The following is a 23959-nucleotide window of genomic DNA, read 5'->3' on the forward strand; positions in this document are numbered from 1 at the left end:
TAAAGCCAAACACGGAATGCGTTCGGTGGATGAGGGTGTCACGGCCATTAATGAAGGCTGCACGGTATTAGGATTCGGTTTTATGGATAAAGAGGAATTAGGCCAGAAACTGGTGGAAGCCTGGCGTAAAAAATTCGGCCAGACACCATGAAACAGATCTATACCACCACGGTTCAGGTACAGGGAAAAGGCCCGACCAAAGCCGCCGCCTTTTCCGCGGCCTTAAGCCAGGTGCAGCAGGCAGTAATGAACTCCACGGAGACGGTGTTATTACGTATTGAGCCGCAGGATCTCCGGGTAATAACGGCAGAGGAAACCATCACGCGGGAAAAATTCCTGTTCTTCTTTCTGCCGCGTGAAAAGCGCCAGTATGCCGTCACGCTGGATATTACGGTCAACGTTACCGCCATTAATACCGGGCAGGTGACGTTCGCCACCCCTTAAACACGGGAACGAGAGATAAGGAGTCCTGATGTTTTTTATTATTCTGCTTAAATCGCTGATTATCGGCGGGCTGGTGGGGGTCGGCGTGGGTGCCGGCGCGGCGCGGATGTTCCATGCGCCGACGGTGCAGGGCATGGGGGCCTTCCGTACGCTCGGCGAGCTGAACGCCTGCGAGGGCGATCCGGCATCCCACTTCTCCTTCGGCCTCGGCTTCTTCTTCAACGCCTGGGCCTCCTCCGTGGCGGCCGGGGCCTTCACCCAGGATGTTGACCACCGCATCATCCCCAACTGGGGGGCGGCGGCGATCATGATGAAAAACCGCAACCTGGCGGAAACCCTGCACGACCCGCGCAAAATGGCGCTGGCCTGTGGGCTTATCGGCATGGTGGTGGTGGCGTTTCTCAATACTACCGCCTCGGCGGTGCCGGCGGCGCTTCAGGTCACGGCGGTGAAAGTGCTGGTGCCGGCCGCCAACCTGCTGGTGAACACCGTGATGCCGGTGATCTTCTGGCTGGCGGCGATTGATGCGGGCCGCCGCTCCGGCTTCTGGGGCACGGTGTTCGGCGGGCTGGCGCAGCTTATCATGGGGAACGCCGTACCGGGGTTGGTGCTCGGCATCCTGATCGGCAAAGGCGTGGAAGAGAGCGGCTGGAACCGCGTCACCAAAATCATGATGGCGGTGATTGTGCTGCTGTTCGTGCTGAGCGGCTTCTTCCGCGGCTTTGATATGAAGCTGCTGCAATCCTTCACCCTCGGCGTGCCCGGCTGGCTCGAGCACATCCATAACACCCTGAGCGGGAAATAATCATGACGACCCTTATCACCGAAAAAGCAGCTCCGCAGGAGAAAGCCGGGTTCTGGTACGCCGACTGGTCTTTCCCGATCTTTGTCGGCTTGCTCTCCTCCGGGGTGTTTGCCGGTACCCACATGTACTACCTCTACGGCATCGGCGCGTTTAACGAAGTGGCATTTGTGTCGATGCTGCGCGCCGGGATGGACACCGGCGTCTACGGCGCGGTGGCGGCTTTCGGGGCGAGCTTCCTGTTCGCCCGCATTATTGAAGGCTCGCTGGTCGGCGTGCTGGACATCGGCGGCGCGGTGCAGACCGGCGTCGGGCTGGGCATCCCGGCGCTGCTGCTCGGCGCGGGCATCGTCTTCCCGGTGGAGAACTTTATCGCTTCGCTGATCACCGGGCTGGTGGCCGGGCTGGCGATTGGCTACCTGATTATCCTGGCGCGCAAATTCACCATCAACCAGAGTAACTCCACCTACGGCGCGGATGTGATGATGGGCGCGGGCAACACCTCCGGGCGTTTCCTCGGGCCGCTGATTATCCTGTCAGCGATCACCGCCTCGATCCCGATCGGCATCGGGTCGCTGCTGGGCGCGCTGCTGTTCTACCTCTGGCAGAAGCCGATCACCGGCGGGGCGATCCTCGGCGCGATGATCTTTGGCGCGCTGTTCCCGGTGACGCTCTCCTGATGGCGGCCGCGATGAAAGATCTGATCCTGCGCCGGGCGCGGCTGGCAGACGGCAGCGTCATCGATCTGGCGGTGCAGAACGGCCGGATCGCCGCGCTGGGGACGTTGCCGGAGATGATGGCGGCGGAAAACACCGTGGATCTGGCGGGCGGGGTGTACCTGAGCGCCGGCTGGATCGACAGCCATGTGCACTGCTACCCGGCTTCGCCGATCTACCACGACGAGCCGGATCGCGTCGGCATCGACGGCGGCGTCACCACCGTGGTGGATGCAGGCAGCACCGGCGCGGATCAGGTGGGGGATTTCCACCGCCTGACCCGCACGGCGCGCACACAGGTGCTGGCGCTGCTGAACATCGCCCGCACCGGCATCGTGACGCAGAACGAGCTGGCGGACATGGCGCAGATCGACGGCGCGGCGGTGAAACAGGCGATCGGCGACTACCCCGGCTTTATCATCGGGCTGAAAGCGCGCATGAGCAGCAGTGTGGTGGGGGAGAACGGCCTGCGGCCGCTGATCCGCGCCAAGCAGATCCAGCATGAGAATGGCGATGTGCCGCTGATGGTGCACATCGGCAACGATCCGCCTGATCTGGACGGCATCGCCGATCTGCTGACCGCGGGTGACATCATCACCCACTGCTACAACGGCAAACCGAACCGCATCCTGACGCTGGAAGGCGCGCTGCGCGGCGCAGTGCGTAAGGCGCTGGATCGCGGTGTGCGGCTGGATGTCGGCCACGGCAGCGCCAGTTTCAGCTTTGCGGTGGCGCGGCAGGCGATTGCGCTCGGCATTCTGCCGCACACCATCAGTTCCGACATTTACTGCCGCAACCGCCTGGACGGGCCGGTACACAGCCTGGCGGCGGTGATGTCCAAATTTTTGGCGCTCGGCATGACGCTGCCGCAGGTGATTGATTGCGTCACGGTAAACGCCGCCCAGTCGCTGAAACTCACCGGGCGCGGGCGGCTGGCGGTGGGGGAAACGGCTGACCTCACGCTGTTTGCCCTCAACGACACGCCGCAGATCTACGCCGATGCTGACGGGGCCGCCATGAATGCGCCGCAGCAGCTGGTGCCGCTGGCGGCGGTGGTCGCCGGGGCGCTCTATCCAACCCAAGAAGGGAATGTCTATCATGTCTTCTGATGCGCTGTCTGATAACAACACCGTTTCCCCCCACGAAAAATACCGGCTGAAACAGGTGATTAACGCCTCCGGCCGCATGACGATCCTGGGCGTCTCGACGCCGGAGCCGGCAGTGGCCGCCGCGGTGGAGTATGGCCTCGGCCACTTTTTCGAGATGAAGGATCTGGTGCTGAAAACCGGTGCCTATATTGCCGGGCTGCTGAACGTGGAGGATGCGGTGATCGTCTCCTGCGCCTCGGCCGGGATCGCGCAGTCGGTGGCGGCGGTGATCGTCAAAGAGAGCGATCATTTGCTGGTGAACCTGCACAGTGCCGCCCATCAGGAGCCGGACGAAATTGTGCTGCCGAAAGGGCATAACGTGAATTACGGCGCGCCGGTCGGCACCATGGTGGCGCTGGGCGGCGGAAAGGTGGTCGAAGCCGGCTACGCCAATGAGTGCTCGGCGGCGCAACTGGCCGCCGCCATTACCCCGCGCACCGCAGCGCTGCTCTACATCAAATCGCACCACTCGGTACAGAAAAGTATGCTGACGGTCGCAGAGGCAGCAGAGGTGGCACACCGCCACCAGTTGCCGCTGATTGTGGATGCGGCCGCAGAAGAGGATCTCACCTGTTATTACCAGATGGGTGCGGATCTGGTGATCTACAGCGGCGCGAAAGCGCTGGAAGGCCCGTCGAGCGGGCTGGTCATCGGGCGCGCAACTTATGTGGCCTGGGTGCGCCGCCAATCGGAAGGCATCGGCCGGGCGATGAAAGTCGGCAAAGAAGGCATCCTCGGGCTGACCGAAGCGATTGAGCGTTACGTCCACCGCGTGCCGGTGAGCGGGCAGCAACTGGTGGAGAAAATGACGCCGTTTATTGAGCGCCTCAACACCCTGCCGGGCGTGACGGCACGCGTGGTATGGGACAGCGCCGGGCGCGATATCGCCCGTACCGAGATCGCCTTTGATGAGGCAGCGCTGGGGCTGCGCACCGGCGAGATTGTGCAGCGGCTGAAAACCGGGAAGATCGCCATCTATTTCCGCGGTTACCGCGCCAATGAGGGCAAGATCGAGGTCGATGTGCGCAGCGTCACCCCGGAGCAACTCACGACCCTTTACACCTGCCTTGCCACCCTGCTGGAGAAACGCCCGTGAAACCGACCTCATTAACCCCAAATTATTACCGTGACCGTGTCTGCCTCAATGTGCTGGCGGGCAGCAAAGCCAATGCGCAGGCGGTGTATGACGCGGCAGAGGGGCATGTGCTGGTGGGCGTGCTCTCGAAAAATTACCCGGATGTGGCGTCAGCCGTGGCGGATATGCGTGGCTACGCGGCGCTGATTAATAACGCGGTATCGGTCGGGCTGGGGGCGGGCGATCCGCGCCAGTCGGTGATGGTCGGGCAGATTGCGGCCGCGCTGCAACCGCAGCATGTGAACCAGGTCTTCAGCGGTGTGGGCAGCAGCCGGGCGCTGCTGGGCCAGCCTGACACGGTGGTCAATGGGCTGATTTCGCCTACCGGCCGCGTGGGCTGGGTGACGATTTCCACCGGGCCGCTGAGCAGCGGGCAACCGGCAGCGACAGTGCCGGTAGAAACGGCGATTGCGATGCTGAAAGAGATGGGCGGCAGCGCGGTGAAATACTTCCCGATGGGCGGGCTGGCCACGCGGGAGGAGTTCGCTGCCGTGGCGCGCGCCTGTGCGGCGCAGGATTTCTGGCTGGAACCTACCGGCGGCATCGATCTGGAGAACTTCACGCCGATCATGGCGATCGCGCTGGAGGCCGGGGTCAGCAAAATCATCCCGCATGTCTACAGTTCTATTATCGACAGCCAGAGCGGTGACACCCGGCCGGCGGCGGTCGCGGCCCTGCTGGCACAATTGCGCGCACTGGTGGGCTAAGCCTTCTTACACAGGAGAAACGCCGTGAAAACACGCACCGCCCTTTGTCTGGTACTGGCGATGGTCAGCGCGCCGCTGCACGCAGAGACCGCGCGCTTCGCTTATGTCGGCACCTATAACCCCAACGGCGAAGGCGTCTACCGCTTCACCGTCAATGCCACCGACGGCCGCCTCAGTGAGCGAGCACTGGTCAGCCGCGTCAGTAACCCGGCGCAACTGGTGGCGAACGCCGCCGGCACGCTGCTGTTTGTGGGCAGCGAGGTCGCGGATTTCAACGGCGGGCAGCAGGGCGGGCTGAGTGCTTACCGCATCAACCCACAGGACGGCAGTTTAACGCTGCTCAACCAGGTGATGTCCGCCGGGCAGGGGCCGGTCTGGCTGTCGTTGACACCGGATGAAAAATTCCTGCTGGTGGCGAACTATATCAGCGGCAGCGTCGCCAGCTTCCCGGTGGCGGGTGACGGGAAACTTGGCGCGGCGGTGTCGGTGCAGCAGCAACAGGGCGAGCCGGGTGCCGCCAGGCCGGCCGCCGCAGTGCCGGGGAGTTTCGCCATCAGCGACCATAACGGGCCGCACGCCCATATGATCGAGAGCGATCCCAGCGGGCGTTTCGCCTTCTCCACCGATCTGGGGCTGGACAGGATCTACCAGTGGCGGCGCGATCCTGAAACCGGCGCGCTGACGCCGAACGATCCGCCGTTCATCCCGGCCGCCTCGGCCGGTGCCGGGCCGCGCCATCTGGTGTTCCACCCGTCGGGCGACACGCTGTTTGTGATTGCGGAAGAGGCCTCAGTGGTGACCAGCTACCGCCTCAACCGCGATACCGGCACGCTGACGCCGCTGAACAGCCTTTCATCGCTGCCGCCGGCCTACCAGGGCACCAGTTTTGCCGCCGGGTTGCTGCTGGGGCGTGACGGCAAAAACCTCTATGTCGCCAACCGCCTGCACAACAGCATCGCCCAGATCGCCGTCACGCCCGAAGGCGGGATGCGCTGGGTCGCGGAGGTGTGGACGCGCGGCGATTACCCCCGCAGCCTGACGCTCGACCCGGCCGGGAAAACGCTTTATGTCATGAATCAGAAAAGTGACAACATAACCCGCTTCCAGGTCGATCCGGCGCATGGCACACTGACTTTCGCCGACGAGTACACCCCGGTCGGCAGCCCGTCCCAGCTGATTATGGTGCCCTGAGGCAGCGATGCTGCCCTCCGGTGCGAACAGTTATCCCAACCCTGGAAGGATTATGGTGCGGTTTCCCTATCAACGTCTGGCCAATCTGTTTGATGCCTTGCAGGATGAGATCCTGCCGCAGGAGGAGCTGGCGAAACGCTTTGACGTCTCCACCCGCACCGTGCGGGCGGACATCACGGCACTTAACGAGATCCTGATCCGCTATGGCGCGCAGTTTGTGCACACGCGCGGCAGCGGCTACCAGCTCCGGGTAGAGGATGCGGTTCGCTTCAGTGCGCTGCGCCAGCCTGCGGCCGCCGCGCCGCAAATCCCGCGGACGGCGGCTGACCGGGCGACCTGCCTGCTGGTGCGGTTTCTCACCTCGCCGTTTTCGCTGAAACTGGAAGACCTGGCGGATGAGTGGTACGTGAGCCGCGGCACACTGCAAAGTGACATGGCGGAGGTGCGGGAGTATCTCAGCCGTTATCCGCTGACGATTGAAACCAAACCGCGCTACGGCATGAAACTGTTCGGCAGCGAAGTGGCGATCCGCGCCTGCCTGACCGATCTGCTGTTCCAGCGGCAGGATGAGCACAGCGCCGGGTTGCTGCATTCACCGGCGGTGCTGGCAGTGGCGCAGATGCCGGCGCTGGCCGCCGCGCTGCATCAGGGCGTGTCACAGGCGGGGATCCGGTTGACGGACGAGGGCGAGCACTATCTGGCGCTCTACTGCGCGGTGGCGCTCCGGCGCATTTGTGACGGCTACCCGCTCTCCGATTTCCAGGCCGACGAAGGGGATGAGGCGGTGCGGCAGGTCTCCTCAGCGCTGGCGGCCCAGTTGCGCCAGTGGGCAGGGAAGGAGATTGCCCCGGCGGAGGAGGCGTACCTGCGGGTAAACATCGCTGCGCGGCACGTCCAGGCGGTGCAGCCTACGGAGATCAATGCCGACGATGAGGAGGCGCTGGTGGATTACCTGCTCTCTTACATCAATGCGCACTATAACTACGATTTGCAGGGTGACGAGCAGTTGCGCGCCGACCTGCTGACGCACATCAAAACCATGATCACCCGGGTGAAATACCAGATAGCCATCCCGAACCCACTGCTGGCGAACATCAAACAGCACTACCCGATGGCCTATGACGTCACGCTGGCGGCCCTGTCAAGCTGGGGAAAATATACCCCCTACAGCCTGAGCGAAAACGAGATCGGGTTTCTGGTGCTGCACATCGGCGTCGGGCTGGAGCGCCACTACAACATCGGCTACCAGCGCCACCCGCAGGTGCTGCTGGTGTGCGACACCGGCAATTCCACCATCCGCATGATCCAGGCGCAGGTCAGCCGCAAATACCCGCAGCTGGAGATCACCCGCATCATCACGCTGCGCGACTATGAGCAGCTCAGCCAGATTGACGAGGATTTTGTGATCTCCACGGCGCGGCTGGCGGAGCGCAACAAACCGGTGGTGGTGATGTCACCGTTCCCGACCGAATTCCAATTGGAACAGCTCGGCAAGCTGGTGCTGGTGGATCGCACCCGCCCCTATATGCTGGAGAAATTTTTTGATGCCGGGCATTTCCTGATCCTCGACCAGCCGCTGAGCCAGGAGGAACTGTTCCGCCGGGTGTGCGGCCAACTGGAGCTGGAAGGGGTGGTGGACGGCGATTTTTATGCCTCGGTCACGGAGCGGGAGGCGATTGTCTCTACCATGCTGGGCGAGGGCATCGCGCTGCCGCACGCGCTGGGGTTACAGGCGAAAAAAACCGTGGTGGTGACGGTGCTCTGCCCGCCGGGCATCGCCTGGGGGCAAGGGGAGACGGCGCAGGTGATTTTCCTGCTGGCGATAAGCAAAGCCGATTATGAGGAAGCGATGGCGATCTATGACCTGTTCGTCACCTTTGTGCGTGAGCGCTCGGCCAGCCGGTTGCTCGCCAGCCGCGATTTTGCCAGCTTTAAAGCGATTGCCGGCGAAAGCCTGAGCCGGATTTAACCGCTACTCTTCGTCGAAGCCGGAGTTAAACAGCTCCACCACCGCGTTCAGCGCATTGACCTCATCGGGGCCGGTGGCCTCGATCTCAATGCGCTGGCCTTTGGGCGAGTCGAGCATCAGCAGGGCGATCACGCTGCTGGCCTCCGCCTCCATGCCTGCGTCGTTGCGCAGCATCACTTCGGCGTCAAAGCTCTGCACCAGCTCAAACAGTTTCATCGCCGGCCGGGCGTGCATGCCGAGCCGGTTTTTGATCTCCACCGTGTGTTTCACCGTCATAATTTACGTTTTTCCAGCGTGCGATGGCGGGATTGCACGTTCTTCCCGCGGGAACGGAAATAATCCGCCAGTTGCTCCGCCACATACACCGACCGGTGCTTGCCGCCGGTACAGCCGATGGCGACGGTGAGGTAACTGCGGTTATTGGTTTCGAGCATCGGCAGCCACTGTTCAAGGTAGCTGCGCGTCTGGTAAATGAAGTTATGCACTTCTGTATGCCGGTCAAGGAAGGCGGCGACCGGGCGGTCCAGGCCGGTCATCGGGCGCAGTTTCGGGTCCCAATGCGGGTTGGGCAGGAAACGTACGTCAAACACATAGTCGGCATCAATCGGGATGCCGTGCTTGAAGCCAAAGGATTCGAACACCATCGTCAGCTCGCGCTCGCGTTTGCCCAGCAGGCGGGTACGCAGCATTTCGGCCAGCTCATGCACTGACATCTCCGAGGTGTCGATCAGCAGGTCGGCGCGTGAGCGCAGCGGCTCCAGCAGCTCGTTCTCCTCATCAATGGCGCTCTCCAGCGACAGGTTGCGGGCGGAGAGGGGATGCAGGCGACGGGTATCGCTGTAACGGCGGATCAGGGTGTTGCGGTCCGCATCAAGGAACAGCAGTTGCGGTGAAAAGCTCTCCGGCAGCTGGGACATGGCGTGCTCAAAGATTTCCGGTGTTTCCGGCATGTTGCGCACGTCAATGCTGACGGCGGCGGAGGTGTTGCGTTCCACCAGCGCGTGCGCCAACTGCGGCAGCAGAACCACCGGCAGGTTATCGACGCAGTAAAAGCCCATATCTTCAAGCGCACGCAAGGCAACAGATTTACCCGAACCGGAACGGCCGCTGACTATCATCAGCACCATGTGTCACTCCCCCTGGCAATTCACTCTTGGCATGTTAATTACCGGCGCCGGCGGCAGAGCCCGGCGTTGCCGGCTATTCGGTAATGATCTGGTACAGCTCTTCGTCACTCTGGGCGGCACGCAACCGGCGGCAGACGTTTTTGTCCGCCAGCCGTTTTGCCACCAGCGACAGGGTATGTAAATGGGTTTTGCATTGATCGGCCGGGACCAGCAGGGCAAACAGCAGATCCACCGGCTGGTTGTCGATGGCGTCAAACGGGATCGGCTGATCGAGGCGAATAAAGACCCCCACCGCGCGCAGCGTGTCCTCCTCCAGCTTGCCGTGGGGGATCGCGATGCCGCTGCCGATGCCGGTACTGCCCATCCGCTCGCGGGTCAGTACCGCCTCAAACACCACCTGCGGCGGCAGGCTGAGCTGTTTCGCGGCCAGTTCGCTGACGATTTCCAGGGCGCGTTTCTTGCTGGAGCAATGGACGCCGCTTTTGGTGCACTCTGCGCTGAGCACAGTGCTTAACTGCATAACCGTATCGTTTATCATCTCATCTTTCACTTAAGCGCTCGGGTCACGCCTGATGGCTTATCGGCCCGTTACCGCAGGGCAACGAGCCGATTGTCAGGCGATGTAGCGCAACTGGCTACAGTGAGTTTCAGTGCTGTTTTAGCTTGTCTTTGTGTTTATTGAGCTGCCGGGACAGCTTGTCAATCAGGCCGTCAATGGCCGCGTACATGTCCTCATGTTCCGAGGTGGCGTGCAACTCGCCTCCATTCACGTGCACCGTTGCTTCGGCAATTTTGTGCACTTTCTCCATGCTGAGAACCACATAGACCTGGTTGATCCTGTCGAAAAATTGCTCAAGCTTGGCAAATTTCGTGGTGACAAAGTCGCGCAGGGGCTCAGTGATTTCAACGTGGTGTCCGGTGATGTTGAGCTGCATAATGTCTTCCTTCTCTGTTTAGGTCAAACCAGTTGTTTGCGTTGGTTCGACGGCGGGATGGACAAAGACTCTCGGTATTTTGCAACAGTACGACGGGCTACCATGATCCCCTGGTCGGAAAGCAGGGTCGCCAGCTTGCTGTCACTCAGAGGTTTCGCGGGGTTTTCAGCCGCAATTAATTTCTTCACCAGGGCACGGATGGCGGTAGAAGACGCCTCGCCGCCGCTGTCTGTGCTCACGTGGCTTGAGAAGAAATACTTCAGTTCAAAAATGCCGCGCGGGCTGTGCAGGAACTTCTGCGTAGTCACGCGGGAAATGGTGGACTCATGCATATCAACGGCCTGGGCGATGTCCGCCAGCACCATCGGTTTCATGTACTCCTCACCCTTCTCAAAGAATGCCTGCTGCTGCTCCACGATGCAGCGCGTCACTTTCAGCAGCGTCTCGTTGCGGCTCTCCAGGCTCTTGATCAGCCATTTGGCTTCCTGGAGGTTGCTGCGGATGAACTGGCCGTCGCTGTCGCTGCGGGTGGAGCCGCCCAGCGCCGCATACTGCTGGTTAATTTTGAGGCGCGGCACGCTGTCCGCGTTCAGCTCCACCGTCCAGACACCCTGGTGCTTGCGCACCAGCACATCCGGGATCACATACTCTGATTCGCCGGTGTTGATCGACTGGCCGGGGCGCGGGTCCAGCGACTGGATCAGCTGCATCGCCCCTTTAAGTGTATCCTCTTTTAGCCGGGTCGAACGCATTAAGCTCCTGAAATCGTGATTGCCGAGCAGATCCAGGTGTTCGCTGACAATCAGTTTCGCTTCCGCCAGGTAGGGGAGGCCGGGCACAAACTGCGAGAGCTGGATCAGCAAACAGTCGCGCAGGTCACGCGCGGCGACGCCAATCGGGTCGAAGCGCTGCACGCGTTTCAGCACCGCTTCCACTTCGTCCATCGTGACGTTGTCGTCGCCGATGCTTTCGAGGATCTCATCCAGTGTGGCGGTGAGGTAGCCGGTATCGTCCACCGCATCCACAATGGAGGTGGCAATGGCGGCGTCGGTGTCGGAGAAGGGGGTGAGATCCACCTGCCACATCAGGTAGTCCTGAAGGGTCTGGGTGGTTTCGCCCTGGTAGACCGGCAGCTCGTCATCGCTGTAGTCGGTGCCGGTCCCGGACGGGGTGCCGGCGGTGTAGATCTCATCCCAGGTGGCATCCAGCGGCAGCTCCTCGGGCATATCCTTCTGCTCGAGGGCTTCGCGGGTGTCGAGGGCCTCGCTGTCGGTGCTCTCCCTGGCGTCGATTTCGTCGTGAATGTCCGTCTGTTCAAGCAGCGGGTTGCTCTCTAATGCCAGTTGGATCTCCTGCTGCAGTTCAAGCGTGGAGAGCTGCAGCAGCCGGATGGCCTGCTGGAGCTGGGGAGTCATGGCCAGTTGCTGGCTAAGCCTGAGTTGCAAACCTTGCTTCATAGAATGGATTCAATGTCCTTACGGGTAACGGCGCCGGAAGCAGCCAATCAAAGGCGGAACTCTTCGCCGAGGTAGACGCGTTTTACCTGCTCATCGGCCAGGATATCGCTGGGTGAGCCGTGGGCAATCAGGTGCCCCTGGCTGACGATATAGGCGCGTTCACAGACGTCGAGGGTTTCCCGCACGTTGTGGTCGGTAATCAGCACGCCCAGGCCGCTGTCGCGCAGGTGCTCAATGATTTTTTTAATGTCGATCACCGAGATTGGGTCAACCCCGGCGAAAGGCTCATCCAGCAGGATGAATTTCGGGTTGGCGGCCAGCGCACGGGCGATCTCCACCCGGCGGCGTTCCCCGCCGGAGAGCGCCTGGCCCAGGCTGTCGCGCAGATGGGTGATGTGGAACTCTGCCATCAGCTCATCGGCGCGGTCACGGCGCTGCTCGCTGGTGAGGTCATCACGGATTTCCAGCACGGCCATCAGGTTGTTATAGACGCTGAGGCGGCGGAAAATAGAGGCCTCCTGCGGCAGGTAGCCGATGCCGCGGCGCGCACGCGCGTGCAACGGCAGCAGGCTGATGTCCTCGTCATCGATGATGATCCGCCCGGCGTCCCGCTGCACGATGCCGACCACCATGTAGAAGGTGGTGGTCTTGCCGGCGCCGTTCGGGCCGAGCAGCCCGACAATCTCACCGGAGTTGACCGTCAGGCTGACGTCCTCCACCACTTTACGGCTTTTATATGATTTGGCGAGTTTTTCTGCGATTAAGGTAGCCATAGCGAATCAGTTACTCTTCTTCTGGGTGCCGGACGTGTTGCCCTTGTCCTGGAGCTGCGTCGGGATTAACACAGTGGTAACACGTTTGCCCTCATCACTGAAGGCCTCCATCTGCTGTTTTTGGACCAGATAGGTAATGCGGTCACCTTTCACGTTGCTGTCCAGCTGCTCCAGATAGGCGTTGCCGGTCAGGGTGACGAAGTCATTGGCCAGCTCATAACGCATCTTCTGCGAGTGGCCCTTCACCGGTTTGCCGTTTTCCTGCAACTGGAAGAAGGTGACCGGGTTACCGTAGGCTTCGATCACTTCTTTGCCTTGCTGGCCCTGCGGGCGGATCACCACCACTTTGTCGGCTTTGATCTCAATGCTGCCCTGTTTGGCGACCACGTTGCCGGTAAAGGTCACGGTGTTGCCTTCCATGTCCAGCGCCTGCTGGGCGGAGTCGATATGGATTGGCTGGCTGGTGTCATCTTTCAGCGCAAAAGCCGGCACGCTCACAGCCAGAAGCGAACTGACCATCAGCAGGTTACGGAGTGGGGGTTGAATTCTGGATTTCATAGTAGGTGTTTACCTTTTCGATCAGCTGTGCTGTTTTGTTCCGCAAATTGCCGCGCATTTTCAAACCTTTGGAGGTGAAGGCCGCCCCGTAGAGGGTCACTTCATCATCCGAGGAGACATCCTGGGTCACCAGGTTTACCTGGGCATTGTCCGTGTTGATCCGCTGCAATTGCGACGTCGCGGTCAGGCTGGTGACCTCAACATGGCCATACAGGTAGAGCATCCGGTCTTTGGTCAGCTTGGCACGATCGGCGCGAACCGACCAGGTCGGTACGGTATTGGCATCGTAAAGTGTCATGACCGGGGTGGTGAACCAGCTCAGTTCGTCCGTGGTGTAGTATTTCACTTCGTCCGCCACCAGTTTGTAGTTCAGCTTGCCGGTCGGGTCATAGACCACGGTCACGGTATGCTGGCTCTGGTAGGTCGGATCCTGGGTGTTCAGCGCGGAAGGCGCGGCATCGTCATCGCCGTCCGTCAGGTTCAGGCCGATAAGGATCAGGGCGGCGAGGCCGAGCAGCAGGGTGAGCCACAATTTTGGTCTGCTCATATGGAAAGCCCCCTGGCATCCTCCAGCTTGCCCTGCGCCAGCAGAATCAGGTCACACAGCTCACGCACCGCGCCCTTGCCGCCGCTGATGCGGGTGGTGTAGTGCGCGCGCGGCAGCAGCATCGGGTGGGCATCGGCCACCGCCACCGCCAGCCCGGATTCTGCCATCACCGGCCAGTCGATCAGATCATCACCGATATAGGCTACCTGATCGGCCCGCAGCGCCAGTTTCTCCAGCAGCTCGCGGAACGCCAGCAACTTGTCGGACTGCCCCTGGTAAAGGTGGCGGATGCCGAGCGTGGCGGCCCGGTCTTCCAGCAGCTTCGCCGAGCGGCCGGTAATAATCGCGACCTCGACATCCGAGGTCAGCAGGCAGCGGATGCCGTACCCGTCACGCACGTTGAAGGCTTTCAGCTCTTCGCCGTGGTTGCCCATATAGATCAGGCCATCGGACATGACGCCATCCACATCACAAATCAGCAGGCGAATCTGCCGTGCACGGTCGAGCACCCCGGCACTGACCGGGCCGTAGCAGGTATTCACTGTTGCTGTAGTCTCACTCATTTACCCTTTCCTTCATTAAACTACGCCAGCGCGCAGCATGTCATGCATATGTACCACACCCAGCAACTGGTCGCCATCGGCAACCATCAGGGCGGTAATATGCCGGGATTGCATGATGTTCAGGGCATCCACCGCCAGCGCGCCGGGGCGGACCCGCAGGCCGCCGGGCGTCATCACATCGGCGATGCGCGCCTGGTTGAAGTCGATGCCCATATCAATAATGCGGCGCAGGTCGCCGTCGGTGAAGACGCCCTCAATTTTCATCAGGTCGTCACAAATCACGGTCATACCGAGATTTTTACGCGTGATCTCCAGCAGCGCATCGCGCAGGGAGGCGTCCCGGCTGACGTGCGGAAGTTCATTGCCGCTGTGCATGATATCACTGACGCGCAGCAGCAGCTTGCGGCCCAGTGCGCCGCCGGGGTGGGAGAGGGCGAAATCCTCGGCCGTGAAGCCGCGCGCCTCCAGCAACGCCACCGCCAGTGCGTCGCCCATCACCAGCGCCGCAGTGGTGCTGGTGGTGGGGGCCAGCCCCAGCGGGCAGGCTTCCTGCGGGACATGCACGCAGAGGTGGATGTCCGCCGCTTTGCCCATCGCGCTCTCGGGGTTGCCGGTCATGCAGATAAGCGGCACCTGCAACCGTTTCAGCACCGGCACCAGCGCCAGGATCTCGTTGGATTCACCGGAGTTGGAGAGGGCGACCACCACGTCCTGCGCGCTCACCATGCCGAGGTCGCCGTGGCTGGCCTCGCCGGGGTGCACAAAAAAGGCCGGTGTGCCGGTGCTGGCAAACGTGGCCGCCAGTTTGCGGCCGATGTGGCCTGATTTGCCCATGCCCATCACCACCACTTTGCCGGGGCAGTAGAACATCATCTCACAGGCACGGGTAAAGTCATGGTTGATGTACTGGTCCAGTTGGGCCAGGCCCGCCCGCTCAATCTGCAACACGGTTTTACCGGCCTGTTCGAAGTTGAAACCGGGTTGGAGTTCAAAATTCGCCATGATGATATCCTGACTGTTTTACAGGGCGGGGCCGGCCGGAACACGCAGCAGCCACGCAAGATAAGCCATAAAGCCGCACAATAACAGCGCGCCTGCCAGGCGGCCAATACGGTGGCGGCGCATCAGACAGAGGCCGGCCAGCACGCCGCTGACCGCCAGCATCACCCAGTAATCGCGCTGAAAAGCCTCGGGCGCAAACTGGCCGGGCGCGATCAGGGCCGGGATGCCGAGCACTATACAGAGATTAAAGATATTGGCGCCTATGATATTTCCTAAAGCAATATCATCCTCGCCTTTCAGTGCGCCCGCGACCAGCGTGGCCAGTTCCGGCAGGCTGGTGCCCACCGCAATCACCGTCAGCCCAATCACCAGCTCGCTGACGCCGAAATAGCGGGCGATCACCGTGGCGTTGTCCACAATCATCCCGGCGGAAAGCGGCATCATGATAAAGGCCAGCACCAGCCAGAGCACCGCCACGGTGCTGCTGCTGTCCTGCGGCAGTTCGGCCATCTGCTCTGCCGTCAGCGGGTCACTGCCTTCCCGCTGCGCCAGCCGGGCAATTTTCAGCGACATCAGGCAGAAGAAGGCGGCCCCCAACAGCAGGATCACGCCGTCGAGCCGCGTGAGCTGTAAATCTGACAGCACAAACCCGCACATCACAGTGATTGCCAGCATCAGCGGCAGCTCACGCCGCAAAATCGCCGACTGTACCCGCAACGGGTGGATCAGCGCCGCGCCGCCGAGGATCAACAAAATATTCACAATGGTGGAACCCAGGGCGTTGCCGATCGCCAGATCGCGCTGGCCGCCCACGGCGGCGGTGGCTGACACCACCAGCTCCGGCAGGGAGATGCCGATGCCCACAATCGTCATGCCGGTGACCAGCGGCGGCACCCCAATTGCGCGGGCCAGCACGGCTGCACCATACACCAGACGATCAGCCGCGTAACATAGGAGAAGTAAACCAACGATCAATAGTACGGTCGCAAGCAGCATGCGGAGTCCTTTATTCGGTATAATCCCCTGTTCGTTGGTGAATCAGAAGGTCAAAACCTATTGTCCGAATCAATGATAAACTGACTAAAGCCGGCCGCGAACCCGCACCGGCGATAACGCTAAGATTTATCCGCTAATTTTGACCCTGCAGGCCATAAAAGTAAAACGTAGGGCAAGTGTAGCGGGAACCGCAGTAAGGTTTTGTAAAAATACGGCGCGCTGGCGCCTTTGCTTTAACATCAGGGGTATCGTCTCGGCGAAACAGACCCCAAAAGGGACCGCAAGAATGAACCAGAAGGCATCGAATCTGGTGGAGATCAAAGGCATCAGTTTTGTGCGCGGCGATCGCCCCATCTTCGAAAAAATCAATATGACGGTGCCGCGCGGCAAAGTCACCGCCATCATGGGCCCCTCCGGTATTGGTAAAACCACGCTGCTGCGCCTGATTGGCGGGCAGCTCGCGCCTGACGAGGGTGAGATCTGGTTTGATGGGGAGAACATCCCCACGCTCTCACGGCGCAAACTCTACGCAACACGCAAGAAAATGAGCATGCTGTTCCAGTCCGGGGCGCTGTTTACCGATCTCAATGTGTATGAAAACGTGGCTTTCCCATTACGTGAGCACAGCCAGCTTCCGCCGGAACTGCTGCACACCACAGTGATGATGAAACTGGAGGCCGTCGGGCTGCGCGGGGCAGCAAAACTGATGCCCTCCGAACTCTCCGGCGGGATGGCCCGGCGTGCGGCGCTGGCCCGCGCCATCGCCCTTGACCCCATGCTTATCATGTTCGATGAGCCGTTTGTCGGCCAGGACCCGATTACCATGGGGGTGCTGGTGAAGCTGATTGATGAGCTGAACCATGCACTGGGCGTCACCTGCATTGTGGTGTCGCACGATGTGCCGGAAGTGCTGAGCATTGCCGACTACGCCTATATTGTGGCGGAGCAGCACGTGGTGGCCGAAGGGACGCCGGCCGAGCTGCAAGCCAATACCGACCCCCGTGTGCGCCAGTTCCTCGACGGCATTGCCGACGGGCCGGTGCCGTTCCGTTTCCCTGCCGGTGATTACAAAGCCGGGCTGCTAGGATGAGGGAGTCAATACACTGATGTTTATTCGTGCACTGGCGTCATTAGGACGCCACGGAATTTCGTTGTGCCTTTCCTTCGGGCGCGCCGGGCTGATGATGTTCGGCGCGCTGGCCGGGGTGCCGCAGCCGCGCAAGCATGGGCCGCTGCTGGTGAAACAGCTTTACAGCGTCGGCGTGATGTCGCTGCTGATCATTGCGGTGTCGGGGCTGTTTATCGGCATGGTGCTGGGGTTACAGGGCTACCTGATCCTCACCACGTACAGCGCGGAAAGCAGCCTGGGCATGATGGTGGCGCTGTCGCTGCTGCGGGAGCTGGGGCCGGTGGTCACCGCGCTGCTGTTTGCCGGGCGCGCCGGGTCTGCCCTGACGGCGGAAATCGGCCTGATGAAGGCCACTGAGCAGCTCTCTAGCATGGAGATGATGGCGATCGACCCGCTGCGGCGGGTGGTGGCACCGCGCTTCTGGGCAGGGCTTATCAGTATGCCGCTGCTGACGGCGATTTTCGTCGCCGTCGGTATCTGGGGCGGCTCGCTGGTGGGGGTGGACTGGAAAGGTATCGACAGCGGCTTCTTCTGGTCAGCGATGCAGAACGCCGTTGACTGGCGGCAGGACCTGGTGAACTGCCTGATTAAAAGCCTGGTCTTCGCCATTACCGTGACCTGGATTGCGCTGTTCAACGGGTACGATGCGGTACCGACCTCACAAGGGATCAGCCGGGCAACGACCCGTACCGTGGTGCACTCGTCATTGGCGGTGCTGGGATTGGATTTTGTGCTGACGGCACTGATGTTTGGGAACTGATAATGCAAACGAAAAAGAGTGAAATCTGGGTTGGGATATTCATGCTGATCGCGCTGGGCGCGGTCTTATTCCTCTGCCTGAAAGTGGCCAATATTACGTCGATGCGCACTACGCCGACGTACCGTATCTACGCCACCTTTGACAACATCGGCGGCCTGAAAGCCAGCTCACCGGTGAAAATCGGCGGCGTGGTGGTTGGCCGGGTGGCTGACATTACCCTCGACAAAGGCTACTCGCCGCGTGTGGCGATGGACATTGACGAAACCTATAACCAGATCCCGGACACCAGCTCGCTGGCGATCCGCACCTCCGGCCTGCTGGGCGAGCAGTATCTGGCGCTCAACGTCGGGTTTGAGGACCCGGACATGGGCACGGCTATCCTGAAAGAGGGAGGCACAATCCAGGACACGAAATCAGCGATGGTGCTGGAAGATCTGATCGGCCAGTTCCTGTACAAAAGCGGTGGCACTGATGACGCCGCCAAACCGGGCGCAGAGGCGGCAGCTCCGGCTGCTGCCCCGGCCGCGCCCAGCAATTAAGAGGAAACCTGCATGTTTAAACGTTTATTGATGGTGGCGTTACTGGTGGTGGCCCCGCTGGCAAACGCAGTAGATCAAACCAACCCGTACCGGGTCATGGAAGAGGCGGCGCAGAAAACCTTTACCCGCCTGAAAAGCGAGCAGCCGAAAATCAAGCAGGATCCGAACTACCTGCGTGAGGTGGTGCGTCAGGAATTGCTGCCTTATGTGCAGGTGAAATATGCCGGTGCGCTGGTGCTGGGCCGCTACTACAAAGAGGCGACCCCGGCGCAGCGTGAAGCCTACTTCAAGGCATTCGAGGACTATCTGGCCCAGGCGTATGGCCAGGCACTGGCGCTCTACCACGGCCAGACCTACCAGATCGCCCCGGACCAGCCGCTGGGGGATGCGAACATCATCGCCATCCGCGTCACTATCGTGGATAACGGCGGCCGCCCGCCGGTACGCCTCGATTTCCAATGGCGTAAAAACAGCAAAACCGGCAACTGGCAGGCGTATGACATGATCGCCGAAGGGGTGAGCATGATCACCACCAAGCAGAACGAGTGGGCAGACATCCTGCGCCAGCAGGGCGTTGACGGCCTGACCGCCCGCCTGAAAAGCGCGGCCGCCCAGCCGATTACCCTCGACCAGCAGAAATGATGAGCGACGCCTCGCCGTTACAGTGGGAATCCCTGCCGCAGACGCTGGTGCTGAAAGGGGATCTTGACCGTGAAACGCTGCTGCCGTTGTGGCAGCAGCGCCACACGTTGCTGGCTGACAAACGGGTGCTTGACCTCTCGCAGCTTGACCGGGTGGACTCCACCGGCCTGGCGATGCTGGTGCATCTGCGTGACGAAGCGGAAAAACGCGGCACCCCGCTGACGCTGACCGGCATTACCGACCGGCTGGAAACGTTGATTACGCTTTACAATCTGGATGAGATAATCCCTGTTAACGCGGCGACTTAGCCGCGTTTTTCCGCCGGTTTACAGCACAATACCGTTAAAGCCCCTGTAAGAAAGCCTTTGCAGGGGCTTTTTCTTTGTTTAAGAGTACGCCGGATTCAACTAAGATGGTCGGCTGATATGATCCCCTTTTAGACAGAATCGACTCCTATGGATACTCAAGAAATCAAAGATGTTCTGATGCAGGCGCTGACACTGCAAGAAGCCCATGTTACCGGTGACGGCAGCCATTTTCAGGTGATCGTGGTCGGTGAGCAGTTCGCCGGGATGAGCCGCGTGAAAAAACAGCAGAGCGTCTATGCCCCGCTGATGGAATACATCGCCGACAACCGCATCCATGCCCTGTCTATCAAAGCCTTTACGCCGGAAGAGTGGAAGCGTGACCGCCTGCTGAACGGCTTCTGATGCCGGGCGCCGGTGCCCGATCCGCCCTTTGCGATCCTTATAAAGTTAAACACTGAGAGCTGTCATAATGGATAAATTTCGTGTGCAGGGCCGTACCCGTTTGAGTGGCGAAGTGACCATCTCCGGGGCCAAAAACGCTGCCTTGCCGATCCTGTTCGCTGCCCTGCTGGCTGAAGAGCCGGTGGAGATCCAGAACGTTCCGCACCTGAAAGACATCGACACCACCCTGAAGCTGCTGAGCCAGCTCGGCACCAAAATTGAGCGCAACGGGTCGGTGTTTGTGGATGCCAGCGGCGTGAACGAGTTCACCGCGCCTTATGAGCTGGTGAAAACCATGCGGGCGTCCATCTGGGCGCTTGGCCCGCTGGTGGCCCGTTTCGGCCGCGGCCAGGTCTCATTGCCGGGCGGTTGCGCCATCGGCGCGCGCCCGGTTGACCTGCACATCACCGGCCTGGAACAGCTGGGTGCAGAGATCAAGCTGGAAGAGGGCTATGTGAAAGCCTCGGTGAACGGCCGCCTGAAGGGCGCGCATATCGTGATGGACAAGGTCAGCGTCGGCGCGACCGTCACCATCATGAGTGCCGCAACGCTGGCAGAAGGCACCACCATTATTGAAAACGCCGCGCGTGAGCCGGAAATCGTCGATACGGCGGGCTTCCTGAACGCGATGGGCGCGAAAATCACCGGCGCAGGCACTGACAAGATAACCATCCAGGGCGTTGAGCGCCTGGGCGGCGGCGTTTACCGTGTGCTGCCTGACCGCATCGAAACCGGCACCTTCCTGGTGGCGGCGGCGATCTCCGGCGGCAAAGTGGTCTGCCGTGAAACCCGCCCGGACACGCTGGACGCCGTGCTGGCGAAACTGCGCGAAGCTGGGGCGGATATCGAAGTCGGCGAAGACTGGATAAGCCTGGACATGCACGGCCAGCGCCCGAAAGGCGTTAACATCCGCACCGCGCCGCACCCAGGCTTCCCGACTGACATGCAGGCGCAATTCAGCCTGCTGAACCTGGTGGCCGAAGGCACCGGCGTGATCACGGAAACCATCTTCGAAAACCGCTTCATGCATGTGCCGGAGCTGATCCGCATGGGCGCACACGCGGAAATCGAAAGCAACACCGTGATCTGCCACGGCGTTGCCCAGCTCTCGGGTGCCCAGGTGATGGCGACCGATCTGCGCGCCTCCGCCAGCCTGGTGCTGGCAGGGTGCATCGCGGAAGGCACCACGGTGGTGGATCGCATCTACCACATCGACCGCGGCTATGAGCGCATTGAAGACAAACTGCGCGCGCTGGGTGCCAACATCGAACGCATCAGCGGCGAGCAGGCGTAAGCCTCCGCCAGACGGCGATAAAAAAGCCGGCTCAGGGAAACCTGGCCGGCTTTTTTTATGGGTCCGCGTAGAGGGCGCGCCCGCGCTTACTGGGACGGGTACTCCTGAATCGTGACCTGCAGCGTCTGTTTGTGGCCGTTACGCATAATCTCCACCGGGATCACGGAGCCGGGGCGGATTTCCGCAACCTGATCCATGGTTTCAATCGCGGAGATGGCCGGTTTGTGGTTCAGGCTCACAATCACGTCATTGACCTGCATCCCTGCTTTGGCCGCCGGGCCGCCCGGCGTCACTTCATTCACCACAATACCCTGGATGCGATCCAGCCCGCTGTTCGGCGTGTGCATCGGGCTGATTTCCCGGCCGCCGATGCCGATATAGCCCCGGATCACCCGGCCGTCGCGGATCAGTTTCTCCATGACTTTGGTGGCCAGCGCGGTCGGGATGGCGAAGCCGATGCCTTCCGGCGTTTCGCCGTCGTTGCTTTTGTCGAACGACAGGGTGTTGATGCCGACCAGCTCGCCCAGCGTATTCACCAGCGCGCCGCCGGAGTTGCCGCGGTTGATGGAGGCGTCGGTTTGCAGGAAGTTCTGCCGCCCGGACGGGCTGAGGCCGATGCGCCCGGTGGCGCTGATGATGCCCTGGGTAATCGTCTGGCCGAGGTTATAGGGGTTGCCGATCGCCATCACCACATCGCCGACGCGTGGGATGCGGTGGGTATTGATCGGGATCACCGGCAGGGCCGCGGCGTCAATTTTCAGTACTGCCAGATCGGTCAGGCTGTCTGAGCCAACCAGCAGCGCCTCAAACACCCGGCCATCCTGCAACGCCACAATGATCTGCTCGGCATCGTTGATCACATGCTTGTTGGTCAGGATGTAGCCTTTGTCATTCATGATCACGCCGGAGCCGAGGGTACGGATCTCCAGCTCATTGCGGGACGACGTGCCCATACTGCGGTTATAGACGTTGACCACCGCCGGGGCAGCGTGGCGCACCCCCTGGTTGTAGCTGAGGGGTTGCTCATCATCGCCGCTGAATTGCGCCGGAAACAGGGATTCGGCCATCGGCAGCCGCAAGGCCGGCAAGGCGAACAGCAAAATGCCGGCAACAATTAAGCCCAACACAATAGAACGCAGTAACTTAGCAAGCATCGGCTCAGGTCATCAGGGGGTCGGATGGGGGCGAGGATAGCATGAAGTTTTAGGGCACGGCAGCGCGCCGTGCCCACTTTTAACGGAAATTATCGCAGCAACAAATAGATATTGTCGTTGCCGCGCACCACATTCAGCGCCACCAGCTGCGGTTTGGCGTCCAGCACTTTGCGCAATTCCGACAGCGTACGGGTGCGCTCACGGTTCACGCCAATGATCACATCGCCCTTTTGCAGGCCGATGGCCGCCGCCGGGGAGGAGGGTTCCACACTCACCAGCGTGATGCCTTTGTCACCGGCCTGGGTCGTGCCGTCGCTCATCGCGGCGCCCTGCAAGGCGGGCGAGAGCGGCAGGGCAGAGGCGATCTCCGTGCTGGTTTGCAGCGTCACGTTGACGTCCATCGGCTTGCCGGCACGCAACAGGCCGATGCGGACGGTTTTGCCCGGCCCGGTGGTGCCCACTTTGGCGCGCAGTTCCGCGAAACTCTCGATGGTCCGGCCATTCAGCGACACCAGCACATCACCCGCTTTGATACCGGCTTTGGCGGCGGCGGAGTCCGGCAGCACTTCGTTAACAAACGCCCCGCGCTGGGCATCAAGATTAAAGGCTTTGGCCATATCGGCATTCATCTCACTGCCTTTAATGCCGAGCATACCGCGTTTCACTTCCCCGAACTCAATCAGCTGTTTGCTGAGATTCTGCGCCATGTTGCTGGGAATGGCGAAACCGATGCCGATGCTGCCGCCGCCCGGCGCCAGGATCGCGGTGTTGATGCCGATCAGTTCGCCGTTCAGGTTAATCAGCGCGCCGCCGGAGTTGCCGCGGTTAATCGAGGCATCGGTCTGGATAAAGTTCTCCAGCCCCTCAAGGTTCAGGCCGCTGCGCCCGAGTGCAGAGATAATGCCTGAGGTCGCGGTCTGGCCGAGGCCGAACGGGTTACCGACGGCGATGGCAAAATCCCCGACCCGCAACTGGTCGGAATCCGCCATGCGGATGGCCGTCAGGTTTTTCGGGTCTTTCAGTTGCAGCAGGGCAATATCGCTCTGCTCATCCTTGCCGAGCAGTTTGGCGTCATATTCGCGCCCATCGTTAAGCTGCACCTGGATCTTTTCTGCATTGTTGATCACATGGTTATTGGTCAGCACATAGCCTTTGGCGGCGTCAATAATCACGCCGGAGCCCAGCCCTTCAAACGGGGTGATGCTCTCGTTGTCTGAGGGGCCATTCGGGCCAAAGAAATATTTGTACTCTTCCGGCAGGCGCTGATGCTCAACCTGCGTGCCATACACATGCACGCTGACCACCGCCGGCAAGGTTTTCGCCAGCATCGGGGCCAGGCTCGGCAGCGGCTGCCCGTCAACTTCGACCGGCAATGCAGACGCACCCGCCTGCGGCATGGACAGGCCGAGGCCAAGGGCGAGGCTCAGGGCACTGGCTAGTAATTTTATCTTCATCGGTGGGCTCTCCCGCAACCTGCGGCAAAAAACGCTAAGAAAAGACAATAACCTGTTACGCGATGATGTCGTAGCGGCAACACACCTGCGCGCTCAACAGGGTATCTTTTAACAATAAGGGACTGATTTTCGGTTGTCATGTCTGACGTGCGAAATTGACGGGCTGTG

The 23959-nt window shown here is 61.0% G+C and carries 28 protein-coding genes and 2 pseudogenes; 17 read left to right on the top strand and 13 right to left on the bottom strand.

Features of this window, described 5'->3' with window-relative positions:
• From CYR52_RS22425 to CYR52_RS13870, 10 genes and pseudogenes are all read left to right on the top strand, one after another.
• A partial coding sequence (locus CYR52_RS22425; protein ID WP_241522418.1) for a glycine-rich SFCGS family protein occupies window positions 1-151 on the top strand: 151 nt, incomplete at its 5' end.
• Window positions 148-444: a DUF4312 family protein gene (locus CYR52_RS13835; protein WP_072931687.1), complete on the top strand. Its 297-nt coding sequence runs from the start codon at window positions 148-150 to the stop codon at window positions 442-444. The genes CYR52_RS22425 and CYR52_RS13835, both read left to right, overlap by 4 nt.
• A gap of 28 nt (window positions 445-472) precedes the next feature.
• Window positions 473-1249: a DUF4311 domain-containing protein gene (locus CYR52_RS13840; protein WP_072931688.1), complete on the top strand. Its 777-nt coding sequence runs from the start codon at window positions 473-475 to the stop codon at window positions 1247-1249.
• A 2-nt stretch (window positions 1250-1251) separates the two neighbouring features.
• The gene (locus CYR52_RS13845) at window positions 1252-1926 is read left to right on the top strand and encodes a DUF4310 family protein (protein WP_072931691.1); all 675 of its coding nucleotides are present in this window, start codon (window positions 1252-1254) and stop codon (window positions 1924-1926) included.
• Window positions 1927-1937: 11 nt separating this feature from the next.
• Entirely contained in the window at window positions 1938-3071 is a 1134-nt protein-coding gene (locus CYR52_RS13850; RefSeq protein ID WP_101828798.1) for an amidohydrolase/deacetylase family metallohydrolase, read from the top strand.
• Window positions 3061-4206: a DgaE family pyridoxal phosphate-dependent ammonia lyase gene (locus tag CYR52_RS13855; RefSeq protein ID WP_101828785.1), complete on the top strand. Its 1146-nt coding sequence runs from the start codon at window positions 3061-3063 to the stop codon at window positions 4204-4206. Before CYR52_RS13850 ends, CYR52_RS13855 begins: the two co-directional genes overlap by 11 nt.
• Complete coding sequence (dagF, locus tag CYR52_RS13860) at window positions 4203-4952, top strand: 2-dehydro-3-deoxy-phosphogluconate aldolase (protein ID WP_072931695.1); 750 nt, start codon at window positions 4203-4205, stop codon at window positions 4950-4952. The genes CYR52_RS13855 and dagF overlap by 4 nt, the downstream gene beginning before the upstream one ends.
• A 60-nt stretch (window positions 4953-5012) precedes the next feature.
• The gene (locus CYR52_RS13865) at window positions 5013-6143 is read left to right on the top strand and encodes a lactonase family protein (protein WP_101828799.1); all 1131 of its coding nucleotides are present in this window, start codon (window positions 5013-5015) and stop codon (window positions 6141-6143) included.
• 52 nt (window positions 6144-6195) lie between these two features.
• A pseudogene (locus CYR52_RS23095) lies at window positions 6196-6709 on the top strand (BglG family transcription antiterminator); the annotation flags it as partial.
• Window positions 6710-6807: 98 nt separating this feature from the next.
• Window positions 6808-8112 (top strand): annotated as a pseudogene (locus CYR52_RS13870) (BglG family transcription antiterminator); the annotation flags it as partial.
• Between the two features lie 3 nt (window positions 8113-8115).
• Here the strand turns inward: CYR52_RS13870 and npr are convergent.
• The 11 genes from npr to CYR52_RS13925 all read right to left on the bottom strand — a co-directional run bounded on the left by npr (window position 8116) and on the right by CYR52_RS13925 (window position 16070).
• Window positions 8116-8388, bottom strand: a complete 273-nt coding sequence (gene npr, locus CYR52_RS13875) for a PTS phosphocarrier protein NPr (protein WP_072931699.1) — start codon at window positions 8386-8388, stop codon at window positions 8116-8118.
• Window positions 8385-9239 carry an RNase adapter RapZ gene (gene rapZ, locus CYR52_RS13880; RefSeq protein WP_072931701.1) on the bottom strand — a complete coding sequence of 285 codons (855 nt, stop codon included), beginning with the start codon at window positions 9237-9239 and terminating at the stop codon, window positions 8385-8387. Before rapZ ends, npr begins: the two co-directional genes overlap by 4 nt.
• A gap of 73 nt (window positions 9240-9312) precedes the next feature.
• Window positions 9313-9789, bottom strand: coding sequence for a PTS IIA-like nitrogen regulatory protein PtsN (gene ptsN, locus CYR52_RS13885; protein WP_175558180.1), 477 nt, complete (start codon window positions 9787-9789; stop codon window positions 9313-9315).
• Window positions 9790-9886: 97 nt separating this feature from the next.
• The gene (hpf, locus tag CYR52_RS13890) at window positions 9887-10174 is read right to left on the bottom strand and encodes a ribosome hibernation promoting factor (protein WP_072931703.1); all 288 of its coding nucleotides are present in this window, start codon (window positions 10172-10174) and stop codon (window positions 9887-9889) included.
• 23 nt (window positions 10175-10197) lie between these two features.
• On the bottom strand, window positions 10198-11631 hold the full coding sequence (rpoN, locus tag CYR52_RS13895) for an RNA polymerase factor sigma-54 (protein WP_072931705.1): 1434 nt from the start codon (window positions 11629-11631) through the stop codon (window positions 10198-10200).
• A gap of 47 nt (window positions 11632-11678) precedes the next feature.
• Window positions 11679-12404, bottom strand: coding sequence for an LPS export ABC transporter ATP-binding protein (lptB, locus tag CYR52_RS13900; protein ID WP_072931707.1), 726 nt, complete (start codon window positions 12402-12404; stop codon window positions 11679-11681).
• Between the two features lie 6 nt (window positions 12405-12410).
• Entirely contained in the window at window positions 12411-12962 is a 552-nt protein-coding gene (lptA, locus tag CYR52_RS13905) for a lipopolysaccharide ABC transporter substrate-binding protein LptA (RefSeq protein WP_072931709.1), read from the bottom strand.
• Complete coding sequence (gene lptC / locus CYR52_RS13910) at window positions 12931-13509, bottom strand: LPS export ABC transporter periplasmic protein LptC (RefSeq protein ID WP_072931711.1); 579 nt, start codon at window positions 13507-13509, stop codon at window positions 12931-12933. Before lptC ends, lptA begins: the two co-directional genes overlap by 32 nt.
• Window positions 13506-14072 carry a 3-deoxy-manno-octulosonate-8-phosphatase KdsC gene (gene kdsC / locus CYR52_RS13915; protein WP_072931713.1) on the bottom strand — a complete coding sequence of 189 codons (567 nt, stop codon included), beginning with the start codon at window positions 14070-14072 and terminating at the stop codon, window positions 13506-13508. Before kdsC ends, lptC begins: the two co-directional genes overlap by 4 nt.
• A 15-nt stretch (window positions 14073-14087) precedes the next feature.
• The gene (gene kdsD, locus CYR52_RS13920) at window positions 14088-15074 is read right to left on the bottom strand and encodes an arabinose-5-phosphate isomerase KdsD (protein ID WP_072931715.1); all 987 of its coding nucleotides are present in this window, start codon (window positions 15072-15074) and stop codon (window positions 14088-14090) included.
• An 18-nt stretch (window positions 15075-15092) separates the two neighbouring features.
• Complete coding sequence (locus tag CYR52_RS13925; RefSeq protein WP_072931717.1) at window positions 15093-16070, bottom strand: calcium/sodium antiporter; 978 nt, start codon at window positions 16068-16070, stop codon at window positions 15093-15095.
• A gap of 286 nt (window positions 16071-16356) precedes the next feature.
• Between CYR52_RS13925 and mlaF the strand changes: the two genes are divergently transcribed.
• The 7 genes from mlaF to murA all read left to right on the top strand — a co-directional run bounded on the left by mlaF (window position 16357) and on the right by murA (window position 21183).
• Window positions 16357-17160, top strand: a complete 804-nt coding sequence (mlaF, locus tag CYR52_RS13930; protein ID WP_072931719.1) for a phospholipid ABC transporter ATP-binding protein MlaF — start codon at window positions 16357-16359, stop codon at window positions 17158-17160.
• Between the two features lie 16 nt (window positions 17161-17176).
• Window positions 17177-17959 carry a lipid asymmetry maintenance ABC transporter permease subunit MlaE gene (mlaE, locus tag CYR52_RS13935; RefSeq protein ID WP_072931721.1) on the top strand — a complete coding sequence of 261 codons (783 nt, stop codon included), beginning with the start codon at window positions 17177-17179 and terminating at the stop codon, window positions 17957-17959.
• Between the two features lie 2 nt (window positions 17960-17961).
• Window positions 17962-18498, top strand: coding sequence for an outer membrane lipid asymmetry maintenance protein MlaD (mlaD, locus tag CYR52_RS13940; protein WP_072931723.1), 537 nt, complete (start codon window positions 17962-17964; stop codon window positions 18496-18498).
• Between the two features lie 12 nt (window positions 18499-18510).
• Complete coding sequence (mlaC, locus tag CYR52_RS13945) at window positions 18511-19140, top strand: phospholipid-binding protein MlaC (RefSeq protein WP_072931725.1); 630 nt, start codon at window positions 18511-18513, stop codon at window positions 19138-19140.
• Complete coding sequence (gene mlaB, locus CYR52_RS13950) at window positions 19140-19448, top strand: lipid asymmetry maintenance protein MlaB (RefSeq protein ID WP_072931727.1); 309 nt, start codon at window positions 19140-19142, stop codon at window positions 19446-19448. The genes mlaC and mlaB overlap by 1 nt, the downstream gene beginning before the upstream one ends.
• 147 nt (window positions 19449-19595) lie before the next feature.
• Window positions 19596-19850 (top strand): BolA family iron metabolism protein IbaG, encoded by a 255-nt coding sequence (gene ibaG, locus CYR52_RS13955; RefSeq protein ID WP_072931729.1) that lies wholly within the window; start codon window positions 19596-19598, stop codon window positions 19848-19850.
• A gap of 67 nt (window positions 19851-19917) precedes the next feature.
• A complete protein-coding gene (gene murA, locus CYR52_RS13960) occupies window positions 19918-21183 on the top strand; it encodes a UDP-N-acetylglucosamine 1-carboxyvinyltransferase (RefSeq protein WP_072931731.1) in 1266 nt (421 codons plus the stop codon).
• Window positions 21184-21269: 86 nt separating this feature from the next.
• Here murA and degS read toward each other — a convergent pair whose 3' ends face one another.
• Together degS and degQ are read right to left on the bottom strand one after the other, a co-directional pair.
• The gene (degS, locus tag CYR52_RS13965; RefSeq protein WP_072931733.1) at window positions 21270-22337 is read right to left on the bottom strand and encodes an outer membrane-stress sensor serine endopeptidase DegS; all 1068 of its coding nucleotides are present in this window, start codon (window positions 22335-22337) and stop codon (window positions 21270-21272) included.
• An 89-nt stretch (window positions 22338-22426) separates the two neighbouring features.
• A complete protein-coding gene (gene degQ / locus CYR52_RS13970; RefSeq protein ID WP_072931735.1) occupies window positions 22427-23791 on the bottom strand; it encodes a serine endoprotease DegQ in 1365 nt (454 codons plus the stop codon).
• Window positions 23792-23959: the final 168 nt, after the last annotated feature.

It is taken from the genome of Chimaeribacter arupi (assembly GCF_002858805.1).
Classification (GTDB): Bacteria; Pseudomonadota; Gammaproteobacteria; order Enterobacterales; family Enterobacteriaceae; genus Chimaeribacter; species Chimaeribacter arupi.

Excerpts from the sequence above, each read along its gene's own strand:
- CYR52_RS13855 (WP_101828785.1), top strand. The coding sequence starts at position 3,061 with ATGTCTTCTGATGCGCTGTCTGATAACAACACCGTTTCCCCCCACGAA.
- degQ (WP_072931735.1), bottom strand. The coding sequence starts at position 23,791 with ATGAAGATAAAATTACTAGCCAGTGCCCTGAGCCTCGCCCTTGGCCTC.
- kdsD (WP_072931715.1), bottom strand. The coding sequence starts at position 15,074 with ATGGCGAATTTTGAACTCCAACCCGGTTTCAACTTCGAACAGGCCGGT.
- mlaE (WP_072931721.1), top strand. The coding sequence starts at position 17,177 with ATGTTTATTCGTGCACTGGCGTCATTAGGACGCCACGGAATTTCGTTG.
- CYR52_RS13925 (WP_072931717.1), bottom strand. The coding sequence starts at position 16,070 with ATGCTGCTTGCGACCGTACTATTGATCGTTGGTTTACTTCTCCTATGT.
- lptB (WP_072931707.1), bottom strand. The coding sequence starts at position 12,404 with ATGGCTACCTTAATCGCAGAAAAACTCGCCAAATCATATAAAAGCCGT.
- mlaB (WP_072931727.1), top strand. The coding sequence starts at position 19,140 with ATGAGCGACGCCTCGCCGTTACAGTGGGAATCCCTGCCGCAGACGCTG.
- CYR52_RS13845 (WP_072931691.1), top strand. The coding sequence starts at position 1,252 with ATGACGACCCTTATCACCGAAAAAGCAGCTCCGCAGGAGAAAGCCGGG.
- CYR52_RS13850 (WP_101828798.1), top strand. The coding sequence starts at position 1,938 with ATGAAAGATCTGATCCTGCGCCGGGCGCGGCTGGCAGACGGCAGCGTC.
- mlaD (WP_072931723.1), top strand. The coding sequence starts at position 17,962 with ATGCAAACGAAAAAGAGTGAAATCTGGGTTGGGATATTCATGCTGATC.
- mlaC (WP_072931725.1), top strand. The coding sequence starts at position 18,511 with ATGTTTAAACGTTTATTGATGGTGGCGTTACTGGTGGTGGCCCCGCTG.
- kdsC (WP_072931713.1), bottom strand. The coding sequence starts at position 14,072 with ATGAGTGAGACTACAGCAACAGTGAATACCTGCTACGGCCCGGTCAGT.
- CYR52_RS13835 (WP_072931687.1), top strand. The coding sequence starts at position 148 with ATGAAACAGATCTATACCACCACGGTTCAGGTACAGGGAAAAGGCCCG.
- murA (WP_072931731.1), top strand. The coding sequence starts at position 19,918 with ATGGATAAATTTCGTGTGCAGGGCCGTACCCGTTTGAGTGGCGAAGTG.
- npr (WP_072931699.1), bottom strand. The coding sequence starts at position 8,388 with ATGACGGTGAAACACACGGTGGAGATCAAAAACCGGCTCGGCATGCAC.
- rpoN (WP_072931705.1), bottom strand. The coding sequence starts at position 11,631 with ATGAAGCAAGGTTTGCAACTCAGGCTTAGCCAGCAACTGGCCATGACT.
- degS (WP_072931733.1), bottom strand. The coding sequence starts at position 22,337 with ATGCTTGCTAAGTTACTGCGTTCTATTGTGTTGGGCTTAATTGTTGCC.
- lptA (WP_072931709.1), bottom strand. The coding sequence starts at position 12,962 with ATGAAATCCAGAATTCAACCCCCACTCCGTAACCTGCTGATGGTCAGT.
- rapZ (WP_072931701.1), bottom strand. The coding sequence starts at position 9,239 with ATGGTGCTGATGATAGTCAGCGGCCGTTCCGGTTCGGGTAAATCTGTT.
- hpf (WP_072931703.1), bottom strand. The coding sequence starts at position 10,174 with ATGCAGCTCAACATCACCGGACACCACGTTGAAATCACTGAGCCCCTG.
- mlaF (WP_072931719.1), top strand. The coding sequence starts at position 16,357 with ATGAACCAGAAGGCATCGAATCTGGTGGAGATCAAAGGCATCAGTTTT.
- CYR52_RS13865 (WP_101828799.1), top strand. The coding sequence starts at position 5,013 with ATGGTCAGCGCGCCGCTGCACGCAGAGACCGCGCGCTTCGCTTATGTC.
- lptC (WP_072931711.1), bottom strand. The coding sequence starts at position 13,509 with ATGAGCAGACCAAAATTGTGGCTCACCCTGCTGCTCGGCCTCGCCGCC.
- ibaG (WP_072931729.1), top strand. The coding sequence starts at position 19,596 with ATGGATACTCAAGAAATCAAAGATGTTCTGATGCAGGCGCTGACACTG.
- CYR52_RS13840 (WP_072931688.1), top strand. The coding sequence starts at position 473 with ATGTTTTTTATTATTCTGCTTAAATCGCTGATTATCGGCGGGCTGGTG.